Origin of the sequence: Galactobacillus timonensis (genome assembly GCF_900240265.1) — a bacterium.
GTDB lineage: Bacteria > Bacillota_I > Bacilli_A > Erysipelotrichales > Erysipelotrichaceae > Bulleidia > Bulleidia timonensis.
Genome location: NZ_LT964740.1, coordinates 375,615 through 388,483, shown reverse-complemented (window position 1 = coordinate 388,483; position 12,869 = coordinate 375,615). Strand labels below are relative to the sequence as shown.

The window sequence follows — 12,869 nt, the reverse complement described above, 5'->3', positions numbered from 1 at the left end:
GAGGTGATTGCAGGAGGAAATTGAGAACAGAACCGTAAATCTTGCCATTACAACCACACGGCTAGGCGCCAGAGCAATCCTGAGCGGTCTGCGCATGTATCTGGCTCATCACAATCGGGTGAAGAGCATGAAACAGGCAGCGAAGCCGGATCACATTCAGGGAGAGCAGACCGTAAAAGAGCTGATCGGACAGAATCAGGGCGTTACCAGTATTCCTCTGGATGATGTACGGATCAAAGATTTCAGCCGGGCAGCACAGAAGTATGGTGTGGATTTCGCCGTCGTAAAGGACAAATCGGAGATTCCGGCAAAATACACAGTCTTCTTTAAAGCAAGGGATACCGATGCGTTGACAGCGATCATGAAGGATTTGACGGCAAAACAGCTGAATAAGGAGAAGACGCCAAGTCTTCTGCAGCAGCTGCATAAGCTAGTTGAAAAGGCTGCGGCAATACCGGCAAAGGTCCATCACCACGAACAGGAACACAGCCTATGAGCAATAAAACAAAGAAGGCGTTGATCCTGAATCTTCCCTATGTGATCGCAGGTTTGCTTGCAACGAATTTTGGAGAAGCATGGAGACTGGCGGAAGGAGCGAATGCGTCAGAGAAAGTCCTGAGCCTGATGACTACACTGCAGACGGCATTCTCGAATCCGCTTCCCAGCTTTGCACCGTTTGACCTGCTGATCGGTGCTTTGTGTGCCGCAGCATTCCGGCTGGCGGTCTACCTCAAAGGGAAGAATGCGAAGAAGTACAGGCATAACACGGAATACGGATCTGCCAGATGGGGAACACAGAAGGATATTGAGCCGTTTGAAGATCCGGTTTTTCAGAACAACATTATTCTGACAAAGACAGAGCGCCTGATGATGTCCAACCGGCCGAAGAATCCCGGCAACGCCAGGAATAAGAACTGCCTGATCATCGGCGGATCCGGTTCCGGTAAGACAAGATTCTGGCTGAAACCTAACCTTCTTCAGATGCATTCTTCCTATGTCGTCACTGATCCGAAGGGATCTGTTCTGACAGAATGCGGCAATGCCCTGAAAAGAGGCGCTCCGAAGCTGGATGACAAGGGGAAACCGATTAGAGATAAGCAGGGGAAGATCGTCTACGAACCATACCGGATCAAGGTCTTCAATACCATCAATTTCAGGAAATCGATGCGATATAATCCCTTTGCTTATATTCACTCGGAAAAAGATATTCTGAAGATGGTTACGGCTCTGATCGCAAATACTAAGGGAGACGGGAAGGAAGGTGATGAATTCTGGACCAAGTCGGAAACACTTCTCTATTGTGCCTTGATCGGATATATCCATTATGAGGCTCCAAAGGAAGAACAGAACTTTGCGACACTGCTGGAGATGCTGAATTCCATGGAAGTTCGGGAGGACGATGAGGATTACATGAATCCAGTCGATATCCTCTTTGCCAATCTGAAAAAGAAGAACCCGAATCATTTCGCGGTGAGGCAGTACAGCAAGTTTAAGCTCGCTGCCGGCAAGACCCTGAAGTCAATCCTTGTAAGCTGCGGTGCCAGGCTGGCTCCCTTTGATATCCAGGAGGTCCGGGACATCACAATGTGCGATGAACTGGAACTGGATACCTTGGGCGATCGGAAGACAGCTCTATTTCTCATCATGTCGGATACGGATACTACCTTTAATTTCCTGATTGCAATGATCTATACGCAGATGTTCAACCTGCTGTGCGAGAAGGCAGATGATGTTTACGGCGGAAGACTTCCGGTCCATGTCCGGTGCCTGATCGATGAGGCAGCGAATATCGGTCAGATCCCGAACCTAGAAAAGCTGGTAGCGACGATCCGAAGCCGCGAGATCTCCGCCTGTCTCTTTCTGCAGGCGCAGTCACAGCTGAAGGCAATCTACAAGGACAACGCGGATACGATCATAGGAAATATGGACAGTAGGATCTTCCTCGGCGGTACCGAACCGACGACATTGAAGGAGCTGAATCAGTCGCTCGGCAAGGAGACGATCGACATGTACAACACCGGCGAGAGCCGGGGACGGGAAGAATCGCATTCCCTGAATTACCAGAAGCTTGGTCATGATCTTCTGTCTGTTGATGAGCTGGCAGTACTGGAAGGCAACAAGTGCATCCTGCAGCTGCGCGGCGTGCGGCCGTTCCTGTCAGACAAATATGACCTGACGCAGCATCCCAATTACAAGCTGACCGGAGATTACGATAAGAAGCTGATGTTCGATATCGAGAAGCATCTGAAGCATGGATTAAAATTGCATCCGAATGATCAGTATGTAGTTGTAAATGTCGGATAATTAATTATTTTAGAGCATTATCGATTTTCGGAAAGATTCTGTTGCATATATCGTTATGCGGTATGTATAGTAAAACAAAGTTGGTCTATCTGCTTTTCTGCAATAAAATAATTTGTGATGGTGAAAGATTTATGCTGATTTCTATAGTGATTGCCGCATACAATGCTGAAAAAAATATAGAGAAGTGTTTGCGCTCTATTACAAGACAAACGTATAAAGACATTGAAGTGATCGTTGTTGATGATGGTTCAACGGATGCTACATCTGCGATATGTGAGCAGATGTGTAAGGAAGATAACCGAATATGTATTGTTAGACAAGAAAACAATGGCCCACTTCGTGCCCGAATCAATGGCATTAAGCGTTCAAAAGGAGAATATTTTCTACTTTGTGATGCGGATGATTACTATTCAACCTCTCACGCTATAGAACAACTTGTTTCATATCTGGAAAGGTATAACAGCTCTGGTAGAAATATTGACCTAGTTCAATTTGGATACTACCGAAAATACAACCATGTACGGGTTCCCCAACACATTAAAGGCCCTGTAAAAATAATACAAGGTGAAGAGTTTGTTGAAACTCAATATCCTATATACCTGTGTAGTTATTTTGATAAAAGTGTAATGACACTTAACGTGTGGAATAAGCTCTATAGCAAAGGACTAATCAGGAATTTAGATGGACTTAATCCTCCGAAAACCTTTATGGGTGAGGATGAGATATTAAACATGTATCTTCTCTCTAAATGTACTTATGCAGTCGTGGTTCCAGATTGCTTGTACGTTTATCAAGAGACAACCGGAGGAACTAATAAATTCCGAATAAATGCCATGAATGAGCTAAATATCATTAAAGTATATCAAGCTGAAAATCTCGAAAAATATCGAGATAAGGAGTGGTATCCAACAGCAAAAAGTATGATGTATACAGAACTGGTAGGTTGGTCGTTAGCATGGGTTCGCGAATTTCCAATAAAATCAGAAACTGATTATAAGAGTTTAGAAGAAAAGATCGATGCAATGTTACAACTAGATGCATTTGAATCTGCTCGTTCGTATTGGAAGAATAGAAAAATTGAAAATTGGGATGCGGCAAGACTACTAGTTGAGAATGATCCTAAGAAGTATATTCAGTTTAAAAAGGATAATCCAGTTCCTAGCTTGAGTGTTACGCAGAAGATGAAAAAGCTATTAAAGAACTTGATCTGAGCAGATGTTGGGTTCAGATGCAATTCATTTACAGTTTTTCACTCATACGATTGCATATGTTTTGAATAAGATCTCGTACCGTAAATGGTTCGGGATCTTTTTTTGCCCTGAAGGGAGGTGGTGCGTATCGAGAAATGACGCTTCGAATAACAGGAATGTGACATACGGCTTTGAATCAGACATTTCATGAAATCAGAAAGGATGAAAAACAATGAGCGAAAGTGTTATTACGATCAAATTTGCAAGAGGTCTTCTGGGTGATGAGTTTACTGCCAGGAACGGCAATGAACTGGTTCGGGTAAAAATCCCAAATGAGGATCCGGAGGACCGTTCTCCATGGGCAAGCTTCGTGGTGCCGGCTGGTTCTGTCTATGACAGTCAGAACGGCAAGGCGGTATGTGTGGATCTTCCGGAGGACGGCGAGACGACGGTCACAAAATCCCACAGAACCGGTACAGGACCGGATGGGAGAAGTCTCTGGGAGAATACCCGGACCACCGTCAGTAACCATCAGCTGAAGGAAATGGTGGAATTCTACAGAAAGAAGCCTAAAGAAAACGAAAGATGAAGCATAGTACAGCAGAATATTTCATGTAGAAGCAGTCGGAACAGAAAAAAGGTTCGGCTGCATTTTTGTTTCCGGGCAGAAATAACTGCCCATCAAGTTCGTCCTCAGTTTCAGCAGAGAACCGGTCACCGGACAAAACCAACAGAAAGATATGAGGTCGGAGAGACACCGGCAGAGCTGGAATTCAGGAATATATTTTATGGCCGCAGGAGACGGCAAAAGGAGGAAAACGAATATGGCATTTTTCACCAGCGCAGTAGGAGTACTGCAGACACTTGTAATCGCACTCGGTGCAGGTCTTGGCATCTGGGGTGCAGTCAACCTCATGGAAGGATATGGCAATGACAACCCTGGCGCCAAGTCCCAGGGCATGAAACAGCTGATGGCCGGCGGAGGTGTTGCGCTGATCGGCACTACCCTGGTACCGCTTCTCGCAGGACTGTTCTGATCGGGAGGTGATCTTCTAAGTGGACACGATCTTTCAGCAAATCACGGATTGGCTGAAAGAAATGCTCGTGGGCGGAATTATGAGCAGCCTGACCGGTATCTTCGATGCTGTGAACCAGCAGGTTGGAGATGCCGCGGCACAGGTGGGGACGACCCCGGCGAGTTTCTCGCCGGGTGTCTTTTCCTTAATTCGAGGAGTATCGGAATCGGTGATCGTGCCGATCGCCGGCATTATCCTGACGTTCATTGCCTGCTACGAGCTGATTCAGCTGATCATCGACCATAACAATCTGGCCAATTTCGAGACATGGATCTTCTTCAAATGGATTTTCAAGACGTTTGTGGCAGTCATGATGATCACAAACTGCTTCACGATCACGATGGCAGTCTTTGATGTATCGCAGCATGTTATCTCATCTGCCGGAGGAATCATCAGCGGCAGCACTGCGGTGGACAGTTCGGCACTGGAAGGCATGCAGGACACGCTGGAAGCCATGGAAATCGGTCCGCTTCTGGGCGTTTATCTGCAGACATTTCTGCTGAACTTCGGTATGCGGATCATGTCTCTGATCATATTCATCATTATTTACGGACGCATGATTGAGATCTACCTCATGACAAGTCTGGCGCCGATCCCGTTCTCAACATTCGGGAACAGGGAGCAGAGCCAGATCGGGCAGAACTATCTGCGATCGTTGTTTGCTCTGGGATTCCAGGGCTTTCTGATCATGATCTGCGTCGGCATCTATGCAGTGCTGATCCAGGGAATTTCATTCTCAAATGACATCGTGGCATCTATCTGGGGAGTCATGGGGTATACGGTTCTGCTCTGCTTCACCCTCTTCAAGACCGGAAGCCTGGCAAAATCGGTGTTCAACGCGCATTAAGGAGGAATGAATTTGTCAGCTTACATTTCCGTACCAAGAGACCTGACCAAGGTCAAATCCAAGATATTTTTCAATTTGACGAAGCGGCAGCTGATCTGTTTTTCCATCGCTGCGGCGATCGGCGTTCCGGCATACTTCCTGCTTCGAAAGACCGGGAACATGAGCTTTGCGGCCATGTGCATGATCCTCATCATGCTTCCGTTCTTCTTTCTGGCCATGTATGAAAGGGACGGTATGCCGCTGGAGGTCATCCTGCAGCATTTCATCGAAGCCAAGTTCGTCAGACCCAAAGACAGACCGTATCAGACAGATAACTACTACGCAGCCCTGCAGCGCATGGCAGAGGCGGAACAGGAGGTGAACGCGATTGTTCTTCGTGCAGAAGCGAAAAAGAGAAAAGGCGACGGTAAAGCTGCCGGAAAGCCTGAGTGCAAGTGACCGTAAACAGGTCGAAAAGATCATAGCCCGTGCGAAAAAGGATGACGGGATCCCGCAAACCGCTCAGCAGACTATCCCGATCGACCGGATGTTCCAGGACGGTATCTGCCGGTGCGGACAGAACTACTACACAAAAACCATACAGTTTCAGGACATCAATTATCAGCTGGCACAGCAGGAGGACAAGACAGCCATCTTTGAGGAATGGTGTTCCTTCCTGAACTTCTTCGACAGCTCCGTGCACTTCCAGCTTTCCTTCATGAATATGGCGACGGATGCTGCGAGCTTTGAGAAAAGCATCCGGATTCCGTTCAGGAAAGACGGGTTCGATGATGTCCGTGAGGAGTATTCCAGAATGCTGCGGACCCAGCTGGCACAGGGCAACAACGGTCTGACCAAGACAAAGTATCTGACTTTCGGCATCGAGGCAGAATCCATCAAGCAGGCAAAGCCGCGGCTGATCCATATCCAGACGGATCTGCTTAATAACTTCCGCCGGCTCGGCGTGACGGCAACCGTTCTGGATGGAAAGGAACGCCTGAAGGTCATGCATGACATGTTCCACATGGGCGATAAGGACCGATTTGCATTTGAGTGGAAATGGCTGGTTGAATCCGGTCTTTCGGTCAAGGACTTCATTGCACCGACGTCCTTCTCATTCCCAGGCGGCAGGACATTCCGCATGGGACCGCTCTATGGAGCAATGTCGTATCTCTCTATCACGGCATCGGATCTCTCCGATCAGCTGCTGAAGGATCTTCTCGATATGGAATCCAGTCAGGTTGTATCCATGCATATCCGCTCAGTAGATCAGAATGAGGCGATCAAGACCGTCAAGCATACGATCACGGAACTGGATCGGTCCAAGATCGAAGAACAGAAGAAAGCAGTGCGTTCGGGGTATGACATGGACATCATTCCTTCGGATCTGGCGACGTATGGCAAAGACGCGAAAGCCTTGCTGCAGGAACTGCAGAGTCAGAATGAGCGTATGTTCCTGCTTACCTTCTTGATCATGAATACCGGGATGTCAAAACAGGAGCTGGACAATAACATTTTCCAGGCATCCTCCATTGCTCAGAAGCACAACTGCAACCTGCGCCGGCTGGACTTCCAGCAGGAACAGGCATTGATGAGTTCCCTGCCGCTGGCCATGAATCAGATCGAGATCGAACGAGGCATGACGACCAGCTCCACGGCGATCTTCGTACCGTTTACCACGCAGGAACTCTTCCAGGATGGGAAAGAATCTCTTTATTACGGACTGAATGCTTTGTCCAATAACCTGATCATGGTAGATCGCAAGATGCTGAAGAATCCTAACGGGCTGATCCTCGGCACACCGGGATCCGGCAAGTCCTTCAGCGCCAAGCGTGAGATCACCAATGCTTTTCTGGTGACGGATGACGACATCATCATCTGTGATCCGGAAGCGGAATATTCTCCGCTGGTCAACCGTCTGAAAGGGCAGGTCATCAAGATCAGTCCTTCCAGTTCCCAGTACATCAATCCCATGGATATCAACAGCAATTATTCGGAAGAAGACAATCCGCTGGCACTCAAGGCGGACTTCATACTGTCTCTCTGCGAGCTGATCGTAGGCGGCAAGGAAGGTCTGCAGCCGGTGGAGAAGACGGTCATCGACCGCTGTGTCCATCAGGTCTATCAGAAATATTTCGATAACCCGTCACCTGAGAATATGCCGGTTCTGGAGGATCTGTATGACGTCCTGCTCCGTCAGGAAGAGAAAGAAGCCAGACATGTCGCTACGGCTTTGGAAATCTATGTCAAAGGTTCACTGAACCTCTTCAATCACCGTACCAATGTCGATATCAATAACCGCCTGGTCTGCTACGACATCAAGGAACTGGGTAAACAGCTGAAAAAACTGGGCATGCTCATTGTACAGGATCAGGTATGGGGCAGAGTCACTGCCAACCGGGAAGCTGGAAAAGCAACCCGCTACTACATGGACGAGTTTCATCTGCTGCTTAAGGAAGAGCAGACAGCCAGCTATTCCGTCGAGATCTGGAAGAGATTCCGCAAATGGGGCGGCATTCCGACCGGCATTACGCAGAACGTAAAGGACCTGCTTTCCAGCCGGGAGGTAGAAAATATCTTTGAGAACTCGGATTTCATCTACATGCTGAACCAGGCGCAGGGTGACAGGCAGATCCTGGCCAAGCAGCTCAATATTTCACCGCATCAGCTTTCCTATGTGACGCATTCCGGTGAAGGCGAAGGACTGCTGTTCTACGGAAACGTGATTCTGCCGTTTGTTGATCACTTCCCGCAGGATCTGGAACTGTACCGGATCATGACGACCAAACCAAATGAAATAGAAAAGGAAGGTGATGCGATTGCCGGATAAGAAGATCAATCCGGAGAATGCAGCTCCGGATCAGCCGGACATTCTTCCGAATGAATCCGGCTATACCAGAAAGAAAAGCAGATTTAAAGGTACAGATCCCAAAGGAAATAAGCTGCGTTTCGGAAAGAAAAAAGAATCGGAACCGAAGAAGACTTCCCATGTATCTTCGGCAGTGCTGACGCAGCGCATGCATGCAGAGATCGAAAAGCAGGACCAGGATGACAATATTGGTACGGAAGCCGTCAACCGCAGTACAGAGATGGCTGAAGAAGGATCCTATGCACTTCGGGATACGGTCAGCCGTGTCCGGTATGGTCAGAAGCTCCATGCTTCAAAGAAAGAAGCAAGTGCTGCAGAGAAAACAGCGCAAAAGGCTGCTGAAAATGCAGAAGCAACAGTGGAGACCGCTGGTGCAGCTGGTAAAACAACTCAGAATCCGGTGACCAGCGGATATGCTTCCCGACTTCATGAGAGGAGAGAAACTACAAAGCAGCCGAAGGAGAATACAGCAAACTGGTTCTCCCGCTGGCGGCAGAGGCAGTCCATTAAAGCGGAGTATCAGGCTGCCAGAACCGGTGAGAAGACCGGATTGGCAGCCACAGTACAGAGCACAAAAACATTTACGGAAAAGATCAGGGAACTGTTCGGATCGGCGGCTGAAACTCTGTCGGAACATCCGGGAGCGTTTCTTACCTGCGGACTGCTGGCATTGGTATTGATGTTTGTGACCAGCACGTTCTCATCCTGTACCGCGCTCTCCGGCAATCCGGGAGCGACGATCCTGGCTACCAGTTATACCGCGACAGATGAGGATATCCGTGGAGCAAATAACGATTACAAAGCGATGGAGGCAGACCTGCAGGCGCAGATCGGACGGATCGAATCGGATTATCCCGGTTATGACGAATACCAGTATGATCTGGCGGAGATCAATCACAATCCGTATGTTCTGACTTCCTATCTGACGGTCCTTTTTGAGGATTACACCAGAGATGAGGTTCAGGCAAAACTGCGAGAGATCTTCGATGCCCAGTATAAGCTGACCACACGGGAAGAGGTGCAGATCCGTTACCGGACAGAAACCAGAACCGGAACCAGAACAAAGAAACACAAAGATCCGGAAACCGGAGAGATTACGGAAGAAGAGGAAGAGTACGAATATGAGGTTCAGGTTCCGTATGAGTACAAGATTCTGCATGTCAAGCTGACGAATAACAGCCTGGAGATGGTCGTTGCTAATTCGAGGCTTACGGACGATCAGCAGGAACGGTATCAGATCCTGATGCAGACGAAGGGCAATCGCTCCTATCTCTTTGAAGACGATATCTATGCAAGCGATACGCCGGGACTGAACTACACGCTGAACACGGAAGCGTTGTCCGATGTGAAGTTTGCCAACATGATGCGGGAAGCGACCAAGTATCTTGGATACCCTTATGTCTGGGGCGGATCGTCACCTTCCACCAGCTTTGACTGTTCCGGTTTTGTCTGCTGGGTGATCAACCACAGCGGCAATGGCTGGAACGTCGGCAGAACCACGGCGGAGGGACTGAGGCAGATGCTGCGGATCATTCCGGCAAGCGAAGCGAAACCCGGGGACATCATCTTTTTCCAGGGGACCTACGATACGTCGGGTGCCAGTCATGTCGGCATCTATGTCGGTGACGGCATGATGATCCACTGCGGCAATCCGATTCAGTATGCATCCGTTAATTCATCGTATTTCAGAGCGCACTTTTATTGTTACGGTCGATTACCAAGTGAGTAAGGAGGAAAAAATGAGCAGGAAATTAGACAAGATCGGCGAGGATCTGGAGAAGACCAGAGCCCGCTATGAAGAATATGGAAGAAGAATTCAGGAACTGGAAGCACAGTATGCGGAACAGGAAAAATCCGAAATCAGTGATATCGTCCATGCGGCGAATCTGACACCGGACCAGCTGCAAAGACTGCTGGCGAAGATGGCGGAGGATCCGATCCCGCAGGGAGCGATTCCGGAAGATGTCATGGAGGGTAAGCAGAATGAAGATTAAGCGAATGCTGAGTACCTTATTATGCTGCAGCGCATTAATGATGAGCTGCACCTCAATCCCCGCTTATGCGCAGACCAATGAATCTGCGGATACCGGTACTACCGAAGAAACACAGCCGGAGGAAGACGAAAGCCTTCCTCCCCTGACACCGGAAGGAAATATGACGCTGGTGGATGACATTACTTCCGAAAAGACCGGCAAGCAGTTCATCACTGTTGTCAGTAAGAACGGCAACTATTTCTACATCATCATCGACCGCGATGATCAGGGAGAAAACACGGTTCATTTCCTGAATACAGTCGATGAATCGGATCTGCTGGCGCTGATGGATGATAAGGATGCTCAGGCAATTCTGGACGCGGAAGCCCAGGAAGAGGCAGAGAAGACAGCGGCAGAACAAGCCGCTAAAGAACAGGCAGAGAAGGAGGCTGCTGAAGCGGCGAGTCAATCGGAAACAACGCCGACAGTACAGGAGAAGAAACCGATCAACTGGATCCCGGCAGCTGTCTGCGTCATGCTGGCAGGGATCGGTGTTGTCGGATTCTTTGCTATTCGAATGAAGAAGAAAACACAGAAGACAGAACAGCAGCCGGATCCGGACGCGGACTATAACGAAGACGATGACGGATATGATCTTCCGGAGGAAACAGATGATGGCGCAGATGAAGAATCCAAAGAGGATGAATAAGAAGATGCGGGCGGTTGTTGGACCGCCCGTTGTCTTTCCTTCAGGACAGGAGAAAGGAGATCCTATGAATGAAGATGATGAACTGATTGAATTCTCGACAACCGGTACAATCCGCGACGATCTTCCTATGACAGAAGAATCTGTGATCCTGGTGATCCCGATCGGAGGTGATGCCGATGCGTTCAGCTAAAGAATACAAGCTGGAACAGGTAGGAATCCGCATGGTGAAGGAACCGCCTCTGTATTCTTCAGAGCCGATCACCAGTCCGCAGGATGCCGTCCGGATCATTGTAGAGACCCTGAAGAAGTATGATCGGGAAGTCTTCTGCGTTGTCAATCTGCGCAATGACATGAAGCCGATCAACGTCAATGTTGTGTCAGTCGGTACGCTGACTGCTTCCCTTGCTCATCCAAGAGAAATTCTGAAGAGCACAATCCTGTCCAATGCGTCATCGGTCATGCTTTTCCATAACCATCCAAGCGGGAACCTGATGCCCTCCCAGGAGGATATCGATGTGACAGCCAGATTGCAGAAGATCTGTGATCTGCTGGGAACGCCGGTACAGGACCACATCATCATAGGCAATGATGACCGGTATTTCTCCTTCATGGAACATGACATCCTGAAGATTCCGCCCGCACCGGAAAGAGTTTCTCTGGATGACATCGATCTGAAGGGAGTTGCCGAACCGTCGGCAGGATTTACAGCTTTGAAGCAGGAGGCTGCACCGGCAAAGAAGAAGCCGATCGAGGAGATTACGGATCAGCTGGAAAAGGGCGTGCAGGAGATCTTTGAGAGTGACAAATACAAAGAATGGCTCTCTACGATGTCCAAGTTCCATCACTATTCGCTGAACAATACGATCCTGATTGCCATGCAGAGACCGGATGCCACCTCGGTAGCCGGATATCAGTCATGGAAGCGGAACTTCGGTCGGCAGGTCCGCAAGGGAGAGAAGGGGATCCGGATCATTGCACCATCGCCATATAAGGTGAAGGCAGAACAGGAGAAGAAAGATCCGGCAACCGGAAAACCGATTCTGGATGCCAACGGCCAACCGGTCAAGGAAACGGTCGAGATTGAACGACCAGCCTTCCGTGTGGCAACCGTCTTTGATGTCAGTCAGACAGAAGGCAAAGAGCTGCAGACACTTGGCGTGGATGAGCTTTCCGGTCAGGTGAAGGACTTTGATCTGTTCTTTGAAGCATTGAAGAGGACTTCGCCGGTACCGATTGTTTTTGAAGAAATCGCCGGCGGAGCAAAGGGCTATTACCAGGTAGTCGATCAGAGGATTGCCATTCAGGAAGGAATGAGCGAAACGCAGACTGTAAAGACGGCGATCCACGAGATGACGCACGCCACCCTGCATTCCCTGGAAAAGATGAAAGCAGACGGGAAAGAGAAGAACAGTCAGACCAAAGAAGTAGAGGCGGAGAGCGTCGCTTATACCATCTGCCAGCACTATGGAATCGATACTTCCGATTATTCCTTTGCCTATATCGCAGGCTGGTCTTCGGGGAAGGAAACAGCCGAGCTGAAAGCGTCTCTGGAGACGATCCGCAGCACCGCAAGTGATCTGATCACCAGAATCGATGCACAGCTGGAAGCATTGATGAAGGAGCGTGAGGCTGATATTCAGCAGACAGCTGAGCAGCCGTCTGTCCTTGGGGCCTTGCAGCAGTTATCCGTCGCTGAAAATACAGAGAAGCCGAAAGAGTACCGCTATCAATGCAATCATCGTCCGCCGGGACCCGGTGCCGTGCCCAGAGAAGGGCTGGAGTATTGCGATGATGAAGGATCCGGCAGATATGGCGATGTGGTATACAATCGTCCGCTGACAGAGAAAGAACTGAAGAGCTTTGAACTGGATCCGGTAAAAAGCATGAAGCGGGAAGTCAGAGATCCGGAGCGCTAGAGGGAG

The 12,869-nt window shown here is 49.1% G+C and carries 13 protein-coding genes; all 13 read left to right on the top strand.

Annotated features, from left to right (window positions below; all coding sequences use genetic code 11):
• Window positions 1–7: 7 nt before the first annotated feature.
• A complete protein-coding gene (locus C1714_RS12295) occupies window positions 8–496 on the top strand; it encodes a PcfB family protein (RefSeq protein ID WP_102343519.1) in 489 nt (162 codons plus the stop codon).
• Window positions 493–2,304, top strand: coding sequence for a VirD4-like conjugal transfer protein, CD1115 family (locus C1714_RS12290; protein ID WP_102343518.1), 1,812 nt, complete (start codon window positions 493–495; stop codon window positions 2,302–2,304). The genes C1714_RS12295 and C1714_RS12290 overlap by 4 nt, the downstream gene beginning before the upstream one ends.
• 62 nt (window positions 2,305–2,366) lie before the next feature.
• Window positions 2,367–3,515: a glycosyltransferase gene (locus tag C1714_RS12285; protein WP_102343517.1), complete on the top strand. Its 1,149-nt coding sequence runs from the start codon at window positions 2,367–2,369 to the stop codon at window positions 3,513–3,515.
• Window positions 3,516–3,726: 211 nt separating this feature from the next.
• The gene (locus C1714_RS12280) at window positions 3,727–4,083 is read left to right on the top strand and encodes a hypothetical protein (RefSeq protein ID WP_102343516.1); all 357 of its coding nucleotides are present in this window, start codon (window positions 3,727–3,729) and stop codon (window positions 4,081–4,083) included.
• Between the two features lie 235 nt (window positions 4,084–4,318).
• Window positions 4,319–4,531: a Maff2 family mobile element protein gene (locus tag C1714_RS12275; protein WP_102343515.1), complete on the top strand. Its 213-nt coding sequence runs from the start codon at window positions 4,319–4,321 to the stop codon at window positions 4,529–4,531.
• A gap of 19 nt (window positions 4,532–4,550) precedes the next feature.
• Window positions 4,551–5,417: a VirB6/TrbL-like conjugal transfer protein, CD1112 family gene (locus C1714_RS12270; protein WP_102343514.1), complete on the top strand. Its 867-nt coding sequence runs from the start codon at window positions 4,551–4,553 to the stop codon at window positions 5,415–5,417.
• 12 nt (window positions 5,418–5,429) lie between these two features.
• The gene (locus C1714_RS12265; protein WP_102343685.1) at window positions 5,430–5,855 is read left to right on the top strand and encodes a PrgI family protein; all 426 of its coding nucleotides are present in this window, start codon (window positions 5,430–5,432) and stop codon (window positions 5,853–5,855) included.
• Window positions 5,785–8,226 carry a VirB4-like conjugal transfer ATPase, CD1110 family gene (locus tag C1714_RS12260; RefSeq protein ID WP_425349062.1) on the top strand — a complete coding sequence of 814 codons (2,442 nt, stop codon included), beginning with the start codon at window positions 5,785–5,787 and terminating at the stop codon, window positions 8,224–8,226. Before C1714_RS12265 ends, C1714_RS12260 begins: the two co-directional genes overlap by 71 nt.
• A complete protein-coding gene (locus tag C1714_RS12255; protein ID WP_210115343.1) occupies window positions 8,216–9,994 on the top strand; it encodes a C40 family peptidase in 1,779 nt (592 codons plus the stop codon). The genes C1714_RS12260 and C1714_RS12255 overlap by 11 nt, the downstream gene beginning before the upstream one ends.
• Before the next feature lie 10 nt (window positions 9,995–10,004).
• Window positions 10,005–10,259, top strand: coding sequence for a DUF4315 family protein (locus tag C1714_RS12250; protein WP_102343512.1), 255 nt, complete (start codon window positions 10,005–10,007; stop codon window positions 10,257–10,259).
• Entirely contained in the window at window positions 10,249–10,947 is a 699-nt protein-coding gene (locus tag C1714_RS12245) for a DUF4366 domain-containing protein (protein ID WP_102343511.1), read from the top strand. Before C1714_RS12250 ends, C1714_RS12245 begins: the two co-directional genes overlap by 11 nt.
• Before the next feature lie 64 nt (window positions 10,948–11,011).
• The gene (locus C1714_RS14610; RefSeq protein ID WP_280952032.1) at window positions 11,012–11,137 is read left to right on the top strand and encodes a hypothetical protein; all 126 of its coding nucleotides are present in this window, start codon (window positions 11,012–11,014) and stop codon (window positions 11,135–11,137) included.
• Window positions 11,124–12,863, top strand: a complete 1,740-nt coding sequence (locus tag C1714_RS12235; protein WP_167850063.1) for a JAB domain-containing protein — start codon at window positions 11,124–11,126, stop codon at window positions 12,861–12,863. The genes C1714_RS14610 and C1714_RS12235 overlap by 14 nt, the downstream gene beginning before the upstream one ends.
• Window positions 12,864–12,869: the final 6 nt, after the last annotated feature.